This window comes from Sphingomonas sp. AP4-R1 (assembly GCF_013113735.1).
Lineage (GTDB): Bacteria > Pseudomonadota > Alphaproteobacteria > Sphingomonadales > Sphingomonadaceae > Sphingomonas_I.
In genome coordinates this window covers 3,126,978-3,143,542 of sequence record NZ_CP053346.1, presented here as the reverse complement: position 1 = coordinate 3,143,542, position 16,565 = coordinate 3,126,978, and the positions used below count along the sequence as shown (strand labels likewise).

Sequence of the window (16,565 nt, the reverse complement as noted above, 5' to 3'; positions counted from 1 at the left end):
GCTACGCCCTTGTTCAGCGATGAACGGCACGCGGCGGATCGCTATCCGCGAGGCCGTCGCGGAAGTGCGCACCAGCCTTTCTCAGCGCAGCCTCTATCTGAAGGCGCACCATCCTTCCCGATCCTCTTTAGATGCCATGAGCCCCAGAGTGACAATCCGTTCGGCTTCGAAGGGTATCCATTCCGCGAAGGTCAAAGGCCGATCTGGCATTGCCCAAGCGTCCTTCACCTAGAGGCTCATCGCATTTCGATCGGCGGCAGGCCCGCGCCGCACCAAGGGCAGAATGCGATATCGATTACACTGCTTCCACCGTCGTGGATCATCAAGCCGTAGCCGCCATTGAGCTCGGTGATCAAAGCATCTGGGCAATCCGCTCGATCTGCATGAATTGCGCAGGTGGAGTTCAAATCGGCGGCCATCCTATCGCAGCAGGGGGTCGAGATCATATTGCCCTCACCGACGCGGCGGCCGCATCACCGCGAACAGCGCCAGGCTCCCCACCGTGACCCCCACGAAGCCTAGGATGTCCCCCATCTTCCCGATCGCGACCAGCAGCACCATCGCCGCCATCCCCACCCATGCGGCAGGCGCCAGGATGCGAAACGTCAACGGCCTCCCCCCGATCGCCACGTCCCGCCGCCGCAGCGACAGGGCCGCCGCGCAGGCCAGAAAGTAGATCCCCGCCGTCGCCAGCGTCGACAGGATCGCCAGCCCCTCGAACGTCCCCGTCGCCGCCAGCAGAAACGCCAGCACGGTGTGGAAGAGGATCGCCACATAGGGCGTCTGCCACGTGGGATGCACGCGCCCGAACACGGCCGGAAGCAGCCCGTCCCGCCCGAAGGCGAACAGCACGCGCGGCGCCCCGAAAATGTCGCTGCCGATCCACACCAATCGCGACAAGGCCGCGCCGAACAGCAGCACCAGCCCCAGCGTGGGGTTCACCGCGCCCATCGCATCCGCCAGCGGCTCGGCCGATCCGGCCAGCGCCGGGCCCAGCAGCCCCTGCGCCACCAGCTGGATCGCGATATAGAGGAAGGGCACGAACACCATCGCCAGCATCGTCGCCTTGGGCACGGTGCGCGCAGGGTCCGCCACCTCGCCGCTCGCCGCCAGCGGCGTCTCCATCCCGCAGAAGGCGAACAAAGCCAGCTGCACCGCCGCGCCGAAGCTGGCCAGGTCGAGCGGCGTCGGCGCCGCATGGCTTTCCGGAGGCCGATGTCCGCCAAGGATCGCCACCGTCCCCACCACCAGAAACAGGCCGAGCGGGATCAGCTTGATGACGGTGCCGGACGCGATGATCCGCGCCGCCAGTCCCACGCCCAGCAGATTCACCGTCATGATCCCGCCGAACATCAGCAGGAGCAGCACTATCCGCGCGCCGGGCCCGGCCAATGCGGGCGTCAGCGTGCCGATCCCGTCGCAGAAGGCCGCCGCGATCCCGCCGCAGGCCAGCACGCTCGCCAGCCAGATGTAGATGCCGCACAGGAACGCCCAGCGCCGCCCGAACGCCGCCTCCACCGTGCCATAAGCGCCGCCGCTGGTCGGAACCCGACTGCCCGCCTCGGCGAAGCAGATCACCACCGCGCCCATCGCCAGCGCGCAGCCCAGATAGACGAGCATCGTATAGGGCCCGGCCGAGGCCGCCATCGATCGCGGCAGCGTGAAGATGCCACCGCCGACCACGCCGTTGACGATGCTGGCGGCCAGCGCCCACGTCCCCACGCCGCGCCGTAGCCCCTGATCGCGCGAAACCTCTTCGCCCGCGATGTTCGCCCCGATCCCCGCCAGCGCCGCCCCCTCTTGCCGATGAAGCGGGGAAGGTGCCCGAGCGGGGGAGCCTCTGCAAGGCACGTCAAATGATCGGGAAATACCGATCGATCTTGACGACCCCGATAACATCGGCAATTTCCGATGCATGGAAACCGACTCCGCCCTCGCCACCCTCGCGGCGCTCGCTCATCCGACACGCCTCGACGCGTTTCGCCTGCTGATCCGGCACGAACCCGAGGGCCTCAGCACCGGGCAACTGGTCGAGGCGAGCAAGCTCAGCCAGAGTACGTTGTCCACGCATCTCGCGGTGCTGGCCGGTGCCGGGCTCGTCACGGCCGAGAAGCGCGGGCGCCAGCAGATCCAGCGCGCGAATATCGATCGCCTCCGCGCGCTGATGTCCTTTCTCGTGAAGGATTGCTGCCAGGGTCGCCCGGAATTGTGCGAGCCTTTGCTCGCCGAACTCACCTGCTGCTGAGAGGCCGGTCATGACCGACATCATCCTCTATCATAATCCCGATTGCGGGACTTCGCGCAACGTCCTCGGGTTGATCAGGGCGGCGGGCGTGGAGCCGCACGTGATCGAATATCTGAAGACGCCGCCCGCCCGCGCGCTGCTCGTCGACCTGATCCGCCGCGCGGGCCTCACCCCACGCACGCTGCTGCGCGAGGCCGGCACGCCTTATGCCGAACTGGGGCTCGGCGATCCCGGCCTGACCGACGAGGCGCTGATCGACGCGATGATGGCGCACCCGATCCTGATCAACCGCCCGCTGGTGGTGACGCCGTCAGGCGTGAAGCTGTGCCGCCCATCCGATACGGTGCGCGACCTCCTCTCCCCGCAGAAGGCTCCGGCATGAGCCGCGTCCGCCCTCTGCCCGATCCCGATCGCTTTCCCGCCCTCGATCCCGCTTATGTGATCGATCGGCCCGCGCTCGGCCTTGGCGCGGATCAGCCGCCGCCGCGTATCCTGCTGCTTTACGGTTCGCTGCGCCGGCGTTCCTTCTCGCGGCTCTGCGTGGAGGAGGCGGCGCGCCTGCTCCAGCGGTTCGGGGCGGAAACGCGCATCTTCGATCCGTCGGACCTGCCCCTGCCCGATCAGACACGGGGCGACGATCATCCGGCGGTCCACGAACTGCGCGCGCTTTCGCTCTGGTCGGAAGGTCAGGTCTGGTGCAGCCCGGAGCGGCATGGCCAGATCAGCAGCGTGATGAAGGCGCAGGTCGATCATCTGCCGCTGGCCTTGGGCGGGATGCGGCCGACGCAAGGGCGCACGCTGGCGGTGATGCAGGTGTCGGCCGGCTCGCAATCGTTCAACAGCGTCAACACGTTGCGCCTGCTCGGCCGCTGGATGCGGATGTTCACCATCCCCAACCAATCGTCGGTCGCGATGGCCTATAAGGAGTTCGGCGACGACGATCGGATGCGCCCCTCCCCTTATTATGATCGCATCGTCGATGTGATGGAGGAACTGGTGCGGATCACGGTGCTGATGCGCCCGCATGCGACGCAGCTTGTCGATCGCTATTCGGAGCGCAGGGAGGCCGGTGAGAAGGCCCGCGCCGAAGACCCCGCCGCGGCCGCCCTCCCATCGCGCTGAGCGCTCCCTTCGCGATATCGGATTTTCTGACGGGACACCGGGCCCGGCCCGCGCGCCCTATAAGCGCAGACGCTCCCGGACAGGCCCGCGCCCTTCTCAGGCCGCCTTCAGATAATCGAACACCGCCCGGTTGCGGCCCTCGCGCTTCGCCCGATAGAGCGCGGCGTCGGCCGCCTGCACCAAAGTCGATCCGTCGCGCGCCATGCTCTCGTCCCAGCGCGCCACGCCGAAGGACATGCTGGTCGCGCCCAGCGTGCTGCCGCTGCGCTTGATGTTGAGTTCGGTGATGCCCTGGCGCACGCGCTCCACGCGCTCGGCCACTGTCTCGGCCGAGCAGCCCGGCACGATGATCGTGAATTCCTCGCCGCCATAGCGGCACACCACGTCGCCGTCGCGGAACAGGCGCTGCATCTCGGCGGCCACCGCCTGGAGCACGGCATCGCCCGCGTCGTGACCGAACTCGTCGTTGAAGCGCTTGAAGTGATCCACGTCGCACATCACGACGCTCAGCGGCGCGCCCGAGCGGCTGGCGCGCGCGATTTCCAGCGCCAGGGTCTCTTCCATGTAGCGGCGGTTGAACAGACCGGTCAGCGGATCGCGGATCGTCTGCTCGCGCAGGCCGCGCTGCAGCCGCTGGTTGACGAGCGCGGAGGCGATATTCTCGGCCATGATCGAGAGGCGGAAGCTCGCATCCTCGCTCACGACGCCATCCAGGTAGAGCGTGCCGATCACTTCGCCGCCGGCCAGCAGCGGCTCGCAATGATAGCTCGCCTCCGTGTCGTGGACATGCGCGCAGACGATGTCGGAGCCCGGCTCGGTCAGGAAATGCGGCTGGCCGCGACGCAACGCCCAGCACTGGTCCGGCGCGAAGCCGTCCATTTCGGCCGCCTCCTGCCCGCCCCAACCCGCGATCGGCACCAGCAGGTTGCGCGAATTGTTGTGGGCGAACAGCATGCCCCCGCTGCCCGGCAGCACGCGCGGCACGAACACGCGGATCACCTGCGCCAGTTCGTCGTCGGTGCGGGCCGCCTGCATCCGGTGCGCCATGCCGCCCAGCAAAGCGATCACGTCGCCATGCTCGCGCAGCGTCTCGCTGCTCTGCATCAGCTCGGCATGCGCCACCTTCAGCTCGCGCTCGCTGCGGACCTGATCGGACACCGCGAATTCCAGCCGATCGGCCATCGCATTATAGCCCTTGGCGAGATGGGCGAATTCCTCGGATCCCATCTCGTCCTCGATGCGCCGGTTGCGATCGCCCGTGCCCAGCGCCGCCATAGCATCCTCGATCAGCCCCACCGGACGACGGATGTTGCGGATCAGCACGATGCAGACGGACAGGACCATCAGCGCGATCACCGGACCACCGATCAGCGCGAGTTCCTTCACATGCGTCAGGCGATCGTCGGCCGCCTTGATCCGCCCCGCCTGCAGCGCATGCTCCTCTTCCAGCAGCGCGGTTGCGCGCGCCGTCAGCGCGATCATCAGATCGCGCCCCTTGCCGGTCGCGATATAGGCTTCCGCCTGCGCGAAATCGCCGTGCCGGCCCAGGTCCAGCGGCGTGCGCAGCACCTGGATGCGCTCCGCCATCAACTGCTTCAGTTCGCGCGCGCGGCCATTCTGCACGTCATTGTCCGCCGTGAGCGCGTCCACCTGCGTCAGCGCGCGTTGCGCCGCCGCGACCCGCTGCTCGAACGAGCGGACGAACTGGGGGTTGTGCGTCAGCAGGAAACCGCGCTGGCCCGATTCCGCCTCGCGCAGATTGATCAGCGCCGTCTCCAGCGCTTCGATCACCTGCCCCGAATGCGTCACCCACCGAAAGCTCTCGCGCGTCTGGACGGAGGCGTCCGCCAGAGAAGCGACCAGCACCAGCAGGGCGACGATGACGACGGTGCCGAGGGCGGCGACGCGGGAGGAAAGCGAAGGGAACATGCCTCTTCGTAACCGAACGACCTTAACAAAGATCAACCGGCGATGCCGTAATGCCACGGCCCGTCGAAAGTTCCCGCCTCTTTTCCGCTCGCCCGAAGGCCGTCCTATTGGCCGAGAACCGCCATGAATGCCTTCATCGCCGCCGCCTCGCCCTGCGGATCGTTCCACACGGCGCCGCTTACGGCGATGAAGTCCGCACCGGCCGCGATCAGGGGTGGGGCGTTAACGGGCGTTATCCCGCCGATCGCCACGCAGGGCGGCTCGAACAACGTCGTCCACCAGCCGAGGATGGAGGGGTCCGCCCGATGCTTCACCTCCTTGGTGGTCGTCGGATAGAAGCTGCCGAACGCGACATAGTCCGCCCCCGCCTCGCCCGCTTCCATCGCCAGGTGGCGGCTGTCGTGGCAGGTCACGCCGATCTGTGCGTCGGGGCCCAGCAGATCGCGCGCCGCGCGCGGATCGCCATCGTCCTGCCCCAGATGCACGCCGTCCGCGCCGAGCCGTTTCGCCAGTCCGATGCTGTCGTTGACGATGAAGGTCACCTCGCGATCCGCGCACAGCCGCCGGATCGGTTCGGCCAGCCGCGCGATCGCGTGATCGTCGATACCCTTCAGTCGAAGCTGGAAAGCGGCGACCTGCCCGGCATCGAACGCGGCCGTCAGGCGATCGGTGAAGCTCTCATCGATCGCCGGGGGCGAGATCAGGTAAAGCTGGCAGGCGGGCCGCCGCTCGTCCCGCTCGAAACGGTCCGCAAAACCGGGGTCCAGCGCCAGCGCATCGTCTTCGTCATCCATGTCCATCCGCGCCCTGTAGCTCCGTCAGCGCGGCGGAGAAAGCGGCAGGATCATCGAGCCTGTGCGCGACGGCATGGATCAGGCGCCCCCGGCGACCCCGGATCGGCGCGTTCAGCTCGACGATAACGTTCGGATAGGCCAGCAGCGACAAGCGGGCGATGCTCCTGTCCTTCAGGCTGGCGGCACTCCATTCGGAGCGCAGACCGGCGATGCGGGCCGCCGGGATGTCGATCCGGTGCAATGTGCCCGCCCGCATCAGCACATGCCCCTCGCCCACCAGTACGGGCAGGCGCCGGAACGAGCGGATCAGCCGCACGAGCCAGACGATCACCGCCACGCTTGCCAGACTCAGGATCGCGCCCACCCACGGGCGCCACAAGGCGATCAGCAGATGTATGGTCGCCATCTCGACCAGCGAGATGGCGACCAGCGTCCAGAGCATGGGCGCGAGGCTGCGATGATAGGAAAAGCTCCTCACCGCGTCTCTACGCCGGAGGGCGGACTACCGATCAAGGCAGTCCACCTCCATCAGGCCGTCTTGTTGACCGAGGCGCCGTAAATCTCGTCGATCGCCTCGCCGAGGGCCGTGTCGAATTCATCGGCCGTCATCTGGAAGCGCAGGTCTTCCAGCAGCGCGCGGCTGAAGCTGGCGATGATGCCGGGATTCTTGGCCAGCTCCACGCAGGCCTGCGGCCGCTTGTAGCCGCCCGACAGCGCCACCACGCGCAGCACGCGGGGATGATCGACCAGTGGCTGGAACAGGCCCTCCTTCTCCGGAAGCGACAGCTTCAGCATCACCTTGTCGGTGCCCGGCATCGCGTCCAGCGCCTTCAGGATCTCGTCCATCAGGATCTGGTCGCAGCCGGCGCGCTCGGCGCTCTTGATGTTCACTTCCGGCTCGATGATCGGCATCAGGCCGCCCGCGATCACCTGGGCGGCGATCTCGAACTGCTGCGTCACGATCGCCGCGATCCCCGCCGGATTGGCGAGGTTGATCACCGAACGCTCCTTGGTGCCGAACACGCCGAGTCCCTTGGCGCGGGCCAGCAGCGCGTCGAGCGTCGGCATCGGCTTCATCAGCTGGACGCCGTCCTTCTCGTCCTCCAGCCCCTTGTCGATCTTGATGAAGGGCACCACGCCGCGCTCGATCAGCGCGGTCGGCACGGGCTTGCCGTCCGCCTGCCCGTCCATCGTCTTCTCGAACAGGATCGCGCCGATCACCTTGTCGCCGGTGAAGGCGGGCGAGGTGATGATGCGGACGCGCATATCGTGGATCAGGCCGAACATCTCCTCCTCGCTGGAGAAGGCGCTGGCGTCCACGCCATAGCCGGCGAGCGCCTTGGGCGTGGAGCCGCCCGACTGGTCCAGCGCGGCGATGAAGCCCTGGCCGGCGGCAATCTTGGTCGTCATGTCGTCGATGTTCATAGGCTCACCTTTCGGGTTGAGAATGTCGATTTAAAGTTCAAGCCAGCGGCGAAGTGCCTGATCCACCTGCTCCATCGCGGTGGCGGGCGCCTGGCCGATCACGCGGGAAATCTGCGTACGTTCGATGATCTGGATCTTGTCGACCTGCACCTCGCTCTCGGCGAGCAGGCCGGTTTCCAGCGTCGGCGCGAAGGCGACGCGGAACAGCGTCTCGCCACCCAACATGCTCGTCATCGGGCAGAGCGTGAGGGTGGCATGGGCTTCGTTGAACAGATCGGACTGGACTACCAGAAACGGCCGCGGTTTGCCCGAGAAATCCCCGGCTCCCGCCGCGATCACGATCGACCCGCGCCTTATTTCCACGCGCCGGCCTCGGCATCGCTGGCCTGCCAGAAGAGCGGCCCTTCGCCTGCCCCCGCTGCCTCCCGAGCTCCCGCGCGCAGCGACTGCCGCTTCGCTTCGGCCCTGAAGGCTTCATCATGCAGATCGACGTAACGGCGCACCGCCTCGCGGGCGATGTCGCTCTTGCTGCGGCCCTGCGAACGGGCGACGGCGGCCAGCCGCTGCTCCAGTTCGCTATCGAGCCTGACGCCCAGCATGCACCGCCTACTCCGTTAAACGTGTTTAACGTCTAACGGAGCGGATATGACAAATCAACGTTCGAGCGCTTTAACTCCGGGCAATTCCTTGCCTTCCATCCATTCGAGGAAGGCGCCGCCGGCCGTGGAGATGAAGGTCAGGTCGTCGGCCACGCCGGCGACGTTCACAGCCGCCACCGTATCGCCGCCACCCGCCACCGAGACGAGCCCGCCCGACTTCGTCAGCGCCGCCGCTGTATGCGCCAGCGCCATCGTCGCCGTGTCGAACGGCGGGATCTCGAACGCGCCCAGCGGCCCGTTCCAGACGAGCGTGCGGCAGGTCTTCAACGCATCGGAGATCGCCTCGCTGGCGGCCGGCCCGCAATCGAGGATCATCTCGTCGGCCTCCACCTCATGCACGTTGATCGTGCGCGTCGGCGGGTTGGCCTTGAACTCCTTCGAGACGACGACATCGTATGGCAGATGCACGGTGCAGCCCGCCGCGTCCGCCGCATCGAGGATGGCGAGCGCCGTATCCTTCAGATCATGCTCGCACAGCGATTTGCCCACATCCACGCCGCGCGCGGCGAGGAAGGTGTTGGCCATGCCGCCACCGATGATGAGGTGATCCACCTTGCTGACGAGATGCTTGAGTACGTCCAGCTTGGTCGACACCTTCGCCCCGCCGACGACCGCCGCCACCGGGTGCTCGGGCTCGCCCAGCGCCTTCTGCAGCGCTTCCAGTTCGGCCTGCATCGATCGGCCGGCGAAGGCGGGCAACGCATGCGCCAGCCCTTCGGTCGAGGCGTGGGCGCGATGCGCGGCGGAGAAGGCGTCGTTCACATAGAGATCGCCCAGCTTGGCCATCTCCGCGACGAGCGCGGGATCGTTCTTCTCCTCGCCCTTGTGGAAGCGGGTATTCTCCAGCAGCGCGATATCGCCCGGCTGGAGCGACGCGATCGCGGTAGCCGCCGCCTCGCCCACGCAATCGTCGATGAAGCGCACCTCACGGCCCAGCACGTCGCTGAACGGCTTGGTCACCATCGCCAGGCTCATGTCCGGATTGCGCTCGCCCTTGGGCCGGCCGAAATGGGCGAGGACCAGCACGATCGCGCCCTTGTCCGAAAGCTCGGCCACGGTCGGGGCCGCCGCGCGCAGGCGGGTGTCGTCGGTCACGCGCGTGCCGTCCATCGGCACGTTCAGATCCTCGCGCACCAGCACGCGCTTTCCCGAAACATCGCCCATGTCGTCCAGGGTCTTGAAGCTCATCGATCGATCCTCACGCTGTCGCCGACCGCGATGCGGCCCTCTTGTCTGACTATGGTCGTCACGCCGCCGCGCCAGTGGGGCAGCAGGGCCGCCTTCAGGCCCGGCGCGATCTCCTCCATGCGGCTGCATGGATCGCACTCGCCGGTCACTTCCAGCACCACGCCACCCGCGAAGATGAGCCTGGCGCCTTTGGTGTCCTCCAGCTCGATCCCCTCGACCAGCAGGTTCACCCGGCGCAATTCCCAGGGGATGCTCGCGTCCAGATCGCGCATCGCATGGCGCCAGCTGTCGGCCGTCATCACCGTCACCTGGCGCTTGTTGCGCCCCGGCTTCAGCGCCCCGCGAAAGTCGCCGTGCACGCCGGTGGCCAGCCCGATCTCGGCATGCTCGACCGTCTCCATTTCCCCACGCGGACGCGCATGGCGGGCAATGCCGAGGAGAGTGCCGGTCATTTCGACGCCCCGCTATTCCTTCCCCGTTTGCTTCGAGCGGAGTTCGAGCTTGCCGAGAACGCAGTCAAGAAAGCTTCTCGACGATCGCATCTCGACAGGCTCGATGCTGCTCGAACCAAACGGGTAAGGCATGTCAGCAGCCGATTACAGCAGCTTCGCCATCGCACCGGCCGTATCGACCATGCGGTTCGAGAAGCCCCATTCATTGTCGTACCAGCTCAGCACGCGCACGAGCTTGCCGTCGATCACGGCCGTCTCGAGGCTGTCGACCGACGACGAATGCGGATTGCCCATGAAATCGATCGAGACGAGCGGATCGGTCACATATTCGAGGATGCCCTTGAGCGGGCCGTTCTCGGACGCCGCCTTCAGCACCTCGTTGACCTCTTCCTTGGTCGTGTCGCGCTTCGGCGTGAAGGTCAGGTCCACCACCGAGACGTCCGGGGTCGGCACGCGGATCGAGGAGCCGTCCAGCTTGCCCTTCAGCTCCGGCAGCACCTCGCCCACGGCGCGGGCGGCGCCGGTCGTGGTCGGGATCATCGACATGGCGGCGGCGCGCGCGCGGCGCATGTCGCTGTGGATCTGGTCCAGGATGCGCTGGTCGTTCGTGTAGCTGTGGATCGTCGTCATCAGGCCGCGCTCGATGCCGATCGTGTCGTTCAGCACCTTGGCGATCGGCGCGAGGCAGTTGGTGGTGCACGACGCGTTCGAGACGATCGTGTGATCGGCCGTCAGCTTGTCATGGTTCACGCCGAACACGACCGTCAGGTCGACATTCTTGCCCGGGGCCGAGATCAGCACCTTCTTGGCGCCGGCGGCGAGATGCTTCTCGCAGGCAGCCTTGTCGGTGAAGATGCCGGTGCATTCGAGGGCGATCTCCACGCCCAGCTCGGCATGCGGCAGGTTGGCGGGATCGCGCTCGGCGGTCACCTTGATGCGCTTGCCGTCGATGACGAGATCGGTGCCCTCGGCCGCGACCGAGCCCGGCCACGCGCCATGAACGCTGTCCCGCTTGAACAGGAGCGCGTTCGACTTGGCATCGCCCAGATCGTTGATCGCGACCAGCTCAAGCCCGCAGTCGGGGCGCGACAGGATCGCGCGCGCCACAAGGCGGCCGATCCGCCCGAAACCATTGATCGCCACCTTCGCCATGGTTTTCGTCTCCTTCAAAGGCCGCGTACGGCCGCCAGAACCTTCGGCGCGATCTGATCCGCCGTCAGCCCGAATTTCTTGTAGAGGTCACCGGCCGGAGCGGAGGCCCCGAACCGGTCGATGCCGAAGCGCAGGCCGCGAATGTTCGTGTAGCGCTCCCAGCCCATCGTCGTCCCCGCCTCGATCGAGACGCGGAGCGCGTCGTCGGGAAGCAGATCGGCGCGATAGGCATCATCCTGCGCGTCGAACAATTCCCAACTCGGCATGGACACCACATCGGCGCCAATGCCTTCGGCTTCAAGCGCCGCCGCGACATTCACGGCGATCTCCACTTCGGATCCGGTCGCCAGCAGCACCACCTTGCGCGCCGCCTTGGCGGCGACGAGGCGATAGGCGCCCCTGGCCGAAAGGCTCTCGGCGCTCGCCTCGGTGCGAAGCTGCGGCAGGTTCTGGCGCGAAAGCGCGAGCAGCGAGGGGCCGTCCGACTTTTCCAGCGCGAGCTGCCAGCATTCCGCCGTCTCCACCGTATCGGCGGGGCGGAACACCTGCAGGTTCGGGATCAGGCGCAGGCTCATCACATGCTCGATCGGCTGGTGCGTCGGGCCGTCCTCGCCCAGGCCGATCGAATCGTGCGTCATCACGAAGATGGTGCGCGCGCGCTGGATCGCCGCCAGCCGGATCGCGGCGCGGGCATAGTCCGCGAACACCAGGAAGGTGCCGCCATAGGGTATCACGCCGCCGTGCAGCGCCATGCCGTTCATCGCCGCCGACATGCCGAATTCGCGGATGCCGTAATGGACGTAACGGCCGGAATAATCCTCCGCCGTCAGCGACTTCAGGCCCTTGGTTGCGGTGTTGTTCGAAGGCGTCAGATCGGCCGATCCGCCGACCGTCTCGGGCAGCAGATCGTTGATCGCGGTCAGCGCCAGCTGCGAGGCGACACGTGTGGCCACCTTCTGCGGCGCGGCGATGAGCCCGTCGATATGCGCCTTCAGGCTGAAGCCGTCGGGCAGATCGCCGGCCATGCGGCGGGACAGTTCCAGCCCCTGCGCGCCGGCGGCCACAAGCCGCTTTTCCCAATCGTGGCGCACGGCGCCGCCGCGCTTGCCGATCTCGGTCCACGCCGCGACGATCTCGCCCGGCACCTCGAACGGCGGGCTCGTCCAGCCCAGCACCTCACGGGTCAGCGCGATCTCGTCCGCGCCGAGCGGCGAGCCGTGCGCGGCGTGCGAATCCGCCTTGTTGGGCGAACCGAAGCCGATCACGGTGCGGCACGCGACCAGCGAGGGCCGCTCGTCCGCCACCGCCTCGGCCAGCGCGCGCGCCACGTCGGCGCCGTCCAGACCGTCGCACTCCACGACATGCCAGCCGGTCGCCCGATAGCGCGCCTTGATGTCCTCGCTCGTCGAAAGGTCGGTCGGCCCGTCGATCGTGATGCGATTGTCGTCCCACAGCACATTCAGGCGACCGAGCTTCAGATGGCCGGCCAGGCCGATCGCCTCATGGTTGATGCCTTCCATCAGGCAGCCGTCGCCGGCGATCACCCAGGTGCGGTGATCGACCAGATCGTCGCCGAAGGTCGCGTTCAGGTGGCGCTCGGCCAATGCCATGCCCACCGCCATCGCCAGCCCCTGGCCGAGCGGGCCGGTCGTCGCCTCGACACCCTCCAGCTCGAAATTCTCGGGGTGGCCCGCGCAGACCGAATCGAGCTGGCGGAAGGTGCGGATGTCGTCGATCGTCGGCCGGGCGTAGCCGGTCAGATGCAGGATCGAATAGAGCAGCATCGATCCGTGGCCGGCGGACAGCACGAAGCGATCGCGGTCCGGCCATTTCGGCGCGGACGGATCGAACTTCACGAATTGCTGGAACAGCACGGTGGCCGCATCGGCCATGCCCATCGGCATGCCGGGATGGCCGCTATTGGCCGCCTGCACCGCATCCATCGAAAGCGCCCTGATCGCGTTGGCGAGGTTGCGGATGGACTGCGTCATGATGGCCCTTATGTCGCGCCGCAGACGCGGCATCTGATAGCCACCGGGGGCGGCCGTGATGATCCCGGATGCCCCCCCATCCGGGGCTCGCGTGGATGCGAGACGCGCGCTCTTTGGCCTTGCCGGGCCAGAGCGTCAACCGGGCGGAAGCACGGACTGTCTCGGGGGTCGCTTGTCGGGCGCGATAGGGCTGCTATCTCTGCTGCTTATGAGCGAAACTTCCCTCGACGCCGCACTGGCGCGACTCGATCGCGCCGTCGCGCGGCTCGAACGGATCGGTCCGCCGGCCCCCGCCACGCCGGGCCTCGCCCTGGCCTATGCGGAGCTGGACGAGCGCCACGATCTGCTCCGCCTGCGGATCCAGGAGACGATCGAGCGGCTGGATGCGCTGATCGATCAGGAAGGGGCCGCCCACTGATGGCCCAGGTCACGCTCGATATCGCCGGCCGCCATTATGAGATGACGGTGCGCGACGGACAGGAAGCGCATTTCCGCAAGCTCGCCGGGATCGTCGATGCCAAGGTGCGCGCCGTCTCCGGCGCGATGGGCACGATCAACGAGGCGCGCCAATTGCTGATGGCCTCGCTCCTGCTGGCCGACGAGATGGGCAACGCTCCGGCTCCCGCCGCGGCCGCTCCCGCCCCGCCGCCGCCACCCCCCGCGCCCCCCGCCCCCGCTCCTGCGCGGACGGACGAGAGCATGCGCGCCGCGGCCGGCCAGATCGATGCGCTCGCCGAAAGAATCGAGAAGATCGCGCACATGCTTGAGAAGCAGGGGCAGGATATCTAGATAGGGTCGTGGTGGAACTGCCCGATACGATCTGCTGAGAACATCCCTGAGGCTATTCATCATCCAAGGGGGCTGTCCCTGGTAGGGCCCTGGCCCGAACTACATGGTCCCCACCTGACGTTTTGGGCGTCAGAGGATATTCCGGAAAACGGTCATGGCGGTTTCACCACACTCTCCCGCCCCCGCCGACATCGCATCGCACCCGGACAAGCCGGCGCTGCGCGAGGCGCTGCGGGCCGCCCGCGCCGATCATGTCGCGACGCTGGGGCCGGACGGCACCCGCGCCGCTGCCGAGGCGGCCTCCCGGCTGATCCTGCCGCATATCCCGCACACGGCGATCGTCGCGCTGTATCTGTCCATCCACGACGAGATGGACCCCACCCCGCTGATTGACATGCTGGCGGCACGCGCCCAGCCGCTCGCCCTGCCCGCTCTGTATGACGCGACGACGATGGACTTTCGCCGCTGGATGCCGGGCGAGGCGCTGGAGCGCGGCCCGTTCCGCCTGCGCCAGCCGCCCCCCTCGGCCCCGCTCGTCACACCCGATCTGATCGTGATGCCCCTGGTCGGCTTCGATCGGCACGGCGGCCGGATCGGACAGGGCAAGAGCCATTATGATCGCGCGCTCGTCCGCTATCCCGGCGCGCACCGCATCGGCTTCGCCTGGAGCGTGCAGGAGGTGCCCGGCCATCTGCCGCACGATCCCTGGGACATGCCGCTCCACGCCGTCGTCACCGAGCGGGAATGGATCCCGATGCCGGGCCCCGTCGCATGACGCCGTCCTGGCGCAAGCCGGTGGGCATGAGCCTGATCCTGCTGCTGATTCTCGTCTGGTGCGTCGGAGTCGCGAGTCTCTCGGTCCTGCTGGGCCGCCTGCCCGCACTCGCGCAAGCGCCGATTTACGCGTTTCTTGGCATCGCCTGGATCGCGCCGCTCAAGCCCTTGTTGCGTTGGATGGAACTTGGGGGCAGGAGATGAGTTACACGGGCGCAGGGGTTATCGTTCCGTTAGTATCGTAGAGGCTTTGTTTAGTAAGAGGGGGGTAGGTTCGTCCCATGGACGTTCGAGACCAAGCGTGGCAGCTCGCAGAAAGCGGCCGATATGAGGATGCCGGCGCGGTCATCTTCGCGCTGTTCAAGCTCGGCTACGGGCGGGCGCCGACGACGTTCGGTCTGGTGGACCGCATGCGTCTCACCCAATTGTGCCGCGCCAGCAGCCGCCGCAACCGCATGGCGGAACGATAGGCGCGCTTTTTCGCGCCTCTGGATACGGCGGCCGCGAAATGCGATCAGGGGTGATGCACGTCCCTGATCCGTCCCGCCCCCTCTCCTCTCACCCCGCTTGCCCGATCGCTCGATGCCCGACCACTCGATGAAGGTCGGCAAAGTCGCGGCCGGTGCCGCTGCCGCCGTCGGGGCGGTGCTGGGTGCGGGATTTCTGTTTTCGGCGCTGACACGCCGCCGGTCCGAACGCGTGGCGCCGCCGACCGGCCGCTTCGTCACCGTGGACGGCGCACGGCTGCATGTCGTCGAAGCCGGCAGCGGGCCTCCGATCCTGATCATTCACGGTCTTGGCGGCCAGCTGCGCCATTTCTCCTATGCGCTTCTGGCTAGGCTGGCCGATACGCATCGCGTCATCCTGGTCGATCGTCCCGGTGCCGGCCATTCGCCGCGCATCGCGGGTTACGGTATCGCCCAGCATGCCGCGCTCGTCGCCCGCCTGATCGAGGAAATGGGCATCGATCGCCCGATCGTCGTCGGCCACTCCTTCGGTGGCGCGGTGGCGCTCGCGCTCGCGCTGGATCACCTGCGGCTCGTGCGCAGGCTGGTGCTGATCGCGCCGCTCACGCAGCCGGACATGGTCGTCCACCAGCCCTTCAAGGCCTTCCTCGCCGCGCGCCCCTGGGTTCGGGAGGCGGCCTGCACCACCGTCGCCGTGCCGCTCGGCGCCGCGATCCGGCACCGCGCGCATCGCGCGACCTTCTGGCCCGAGCCGATCGCGCCCGATTTCGACGTCGCGGGCGGTGGCGCGCTGGTGCTGCGCCCGGCGACGCTCGCGGCCGGCTTCGAGGAAATCTCGACCGCCGCCATCCAGCTGGCGAGCATGGCGCCGCGCTATCCGCAGATCGACATGGCGGTTTCGATCCTATTCGGGCGTGGAGATCAGGTGCTGGATCCGGCAATCCATGGCGCGCGGACGGCGGAGGCCATCCCCGGTGCGCGGCTGGAGATGATCGAGGGCGGCCATATGCTGCCGGTCACGCAGCCGGACGTGGTCGCCCGCTTCATCCTCAGCGAAGACTGAAGCCGATCCGTGCTCCTGCGAACGCGGGAGCCCGGAGCTACGAGCGCGACGGACTCTGGAGCCCCGTACCGCATATCCATCACAGCGAAACTCGACGCGAACCGATTCGCCTCGAACTCAGATGCCGGGAACGAGCAGCCTCAGCGCCAATCCCACCGCGAGCACCACCAGAGCGGGCGCCACGTAGCTGACGAGGATCAGGCGAGCCATCTCGCGGCGCTTGTGCGCCACCTTCTCCGCGTTGCGGATTCGCGCCAGTTCTTCGGGCAAGGGATCGAAAGCGGGCGCGAAACCGATCTGGCGCAGCTCATCGCGGATCGAATGGGCCAGCTGGTCCAGCTCGTCCTCATAGGCTTCGGTCGGCTTATAGGCAGACTCGCTCACGAGAAGGAGTGTCGCGCGGGATCGAGGCGGGCGCAATAGGCTTCTCGATCGGGTCTTCGGGTCATGTGAAAGGATGCGTCGTCCGGTGCCACCGGCCCCTCCCTCGATCTGAGCGATCTTGCCCCGGATAA

The 16,565-nt window shown here is 67.4% G+C and carries 22 protein-coding genes; 9 read left to right on the top strand and 13 right to left on the bottom strand.

What is annotated here, in order from left to right; translation table 11 throughout:
• Positions 1-236: 236 nt before the first annotated feature.
• Positions 237-419, bottom strand: coding sequence for a hypothetical protein (locus HL653_RS14595; RefSeq protein WP_216599869.1), 183 nt, complete (start codon positions 417-419; stop codon positions 237-239).
• A 34-nt stretch (positions 420-453) separates the two neighbouring features.
• Positions 454-1,722 (bottom strand): APC family permease, encoded by a 1,269-nt coding sequence (locus tag HL653_RS14590; protein ID WP_171745161.1) that lies wholly within the window; start codon positions 1,720-1,722, stop codon positions 454-456.
• A 193-nt stretch (positions 1,723-1,915) separates the two neighbouring features.
• On the opposite strand from HL653_RS14590, the gene HL653_RS14585 reads away from it, so the two are divergent.
• From HL653_RS14585 to arsH, 3 genes are read left to right on the top strand one after another with little or no spacing between them, the layout of a single operon-like run.
• Positions 1,916-2,245, top strand: a complete 330-nt coding sequence (locus HL653_RS14585) for a helix-turn-helix transcriptional regulator (protein WP_171745160.1) — start codon at positions 1,916-1,918, stop codon at positions 2,243-2,245.
• Positions 2,246-2,255: 10 nt separating this feature from the next.
• Entirely contained in the window at positions 2,256-2,627 is a 372-nt protein-coding gene (gene arsC / locus HL653_RS14580) for an arsenate reductase (glutaredoxin) (RefSeq protein ID WP_171745159.1), read from the top strand.
• Positions 2,624-3,367 (top strand): arsenical resistance protein ArsH, encoded by a 744-nt coding sequence (gene arsH, locus HL653_RS14575; protein WP_171745158.1) that lies wholly within the window; start codon positions 2,624-2,626, stop codon positions 3,365-3,367. The genes arsC and arsH overlap by 4 nt, the downstream gene beginning before the upstream one ends.
• Positions 3,368-3,463: 96 nt before the next feature.
• Here the strand turns inward: arsH and HL653_RS14570 are convergent, their stop codons facing one another.
• From HL653_RS14570 to tkt, 10 genes are all read right to left on the bottom strand, one after another.
• Positions 3,464-5,296, bottom strand: coding sequence for a diguanylate cyclase (locus tag HL653_RS14570; protein ID WP_171745157.1), 1,833 nt, complete (start codon positions 5,294-5,296; stop codon positions 3,464-3,466).
• Between the two features lie 104 nt (positions 5,297-5,400).
• Positions 5,401-6,096, bottom strand: coding sequence for a thiamine phosphate synthase (gene thiE, locus HL653_RS14565; protein WP_367613563.1), 696 nt, complete (start codon positions 6,094-6,096; stop codon positions 5,401-5,403).
• Positions 6,083-6,568 carry a hypothetical protein gene (locus HL653_RS14560; protein ID WP_171745155.1) on the bottom strand — a complete coding sequence of 162 codons (486 nt, stop codon included), beginning with the start codon at positions 6,566-6,568 and terminating at the stop codon, positions 6,083-6,085. Before HL653_RS14560 ends, thiE begins: the two co-directional genes overlap by 14 nt.
• Positions 6,569-6,618: 50 nt before the next feature.
• The gene (locus tag HL653_RS14555; protein ID WP_171745154.1) at positions 6,619-7,515 is read right to left on the bottom strand and encodes a fructose bisphosphate aldolase; all 897 of its coding nucleotides are present in this window, start codon (positions 7,513-7,515) and stop codon (positions 6,619-6,621) included.
• Between the two features lie 30 nt (positions 7,516-7,545).
• A complete protein-coding gene (locus tag HL653_RS14550) occupies positions 7,546-7,854 on the bottom strand; it encodes a type II toxin-antitoxin system PemK/MazF family toxin (RefSeq protein ID WP_253716891.1) in 309 nt (102 codons plus the stop codon).
• A 14-nt stretch (positions 7,855-7,868) separates the two neighbouring features.
• Complete coding sequence (locus tag HL653_RS14545) at positions 7,869-8,114, bottom strand: ribbon-helix-helix protein, CopG family (RefSeq protein ID WP_171745152.1); 246 nt, start codon at positions 8,112-8,114, stop codon at positions 7,869-7,871.
• A 54-nt stretch (positions 8,115-8,168) separates the two neighbouring features.
• Entirely contained in the window at positions 8,169-9,362 is a 1,194-nt protein-coding gene (gene pgk / locus HL653_RS14540; protein ID WP_171745151.1) for a phosphoglycerate kinase, read from the bottom strand.
• Positions 9,359-9,814: an MOSC domain-containing protein gene (locus tag HL653_RS14535; RefSeq protein ID WP_171745150.1), complete on the bottom strand. Its 456-nt coding sequence runs from the start codon at positions 9,812-9,814 to the stop codon at positions 9,359-9,361. The genes pgk and HL653_RS14535 overlap by 4 nt, the downstream gene beginning before the upstream one ends.
• 144 nt (positions 9,815-9,958) lie before the next feature.
• The gene (gene gap / locus HL653_RS14530) at positions 9,959-10,966 is read right to left on the bottom strand and encodes a type I glyceraldehyde-3-phosphate dehydrogenase (RefSeq protein ID WP_171745149.1); all 1,008 of its coding nucleotides are present in this window, start codon (positions 10,964-10,966) and stop codon (positions 9,959-9,961) included.
• A gap of 14 nt (positions 10,967-10,980) precedes the next feature.
• A complete protein-coding gene (gene tkt / locus HL653_RS14525) occupies positions 10,981-12,957 on the bottom strand; it encodes a transketolase (protein ID WP_253716889.1) in 1,977 nt (658 codons plus the stop codon).
• Positions 12,958-13,165: 208 nt separating this feature from the next.
• Here tkt and HL653_RS14520 point away from each other — a divergent pair, with 208 nt between their 5' ends.
• The 6 genes from HL653_RS14520 (at position 13,166) to HL653_RS14495 (ending at position 16,050) form a co-directional block, all read left to right on the top strand.
• Positions 13,166-13,375 carry a hypothetical protein gene (locus HL653_RS14520; protein ID WP_171745147.1) on the top strand — a complete coding sequence of 70 codons (210 nt, stop codon included), beginning with the start codon at positions 13,166-13,168 and terminating at the stop codon, positions 13,373-13,375.
• Positions 13,375-13,746, top strand: a complete 372-nt coding sequence (locus HL653_RS14515; RefSeq protein WP_171745146.1) for a cell division protein ZapA — start codon at positions 13,375-13,377, stop codon at positions 13,744-13,746. The genes HL653_RS14520 and HL653_RS14515 overlap by 1 nt, the downstream gene beginning before the upstream one ends.
• A gap of 154 nt (positions 13,747-13,900) precedes the next feature.
• Entirely contained in the window at positions 13,901-14,521 is a 621-nt protein-coding gene (locus HL653_RS14510; protein WP_171745145.1) for a 5-formyltetrahydrofolate cyclo-ligase, read from the top strand.
• Positions 14,518-14,724 carry a DUF2842 domain-containing protein gene (locus HL653_RS14505; protein ID WP_171745144.1) on the top strand — a complete coding sequence of 69 codons (207 nt, stop codon included), beginning with the start codon at positions 14,518-14,520 and terminating at the stop codon, positions 14,722-14,724. Before HL653_RS14510 ends, HL653_RS14505 begins: the two co-directional genes overlap by 4 nt.
• Positions 14,725-14,801: 77 nt before the next feature.
• Positions 14,802-14,990 (top strand): hypothetical protein, encoded by a 189-nt coding sequence (locus HL653_RS14500; protein ID WP_171745143.1) that lies wholly within the window; start codon positions 14,802-14,804, stop codon positions 14,988-14,990.
• Positions 14,991-15,102: 112 nt separating this feature from the next.
• Positions 15,103-16,050, top strand: coding sequence for an alpha/beta fold hydrolase (locus HL653_RS14495; protein ID WP_253716887.1), 948 nt, complete (start codon positions 15,103-15,105; stop codon positions 16,048-16,050).
• 117 nt (positions 16,051-16,167) lie between these two features.
• On the opposite strand, the gene HL653_RS14490 is transcribed toward HL653_RS14495, so the two are convergent.
• Positions 16,168-16,434 carry a hypothetical protein gene (locus HL653_RS14490; RefSeq protein ID WP_171745142.1) on the bottom strand — a complete coding sequence of 89 codons (267 nt, stop codon included), beginning with the start codon at positions 16,432-16,434 and terminating at the stop codon, positions 16,168-16,170.
• Positions 16,435-16,565: the final 131 nt, after the last annotated feature.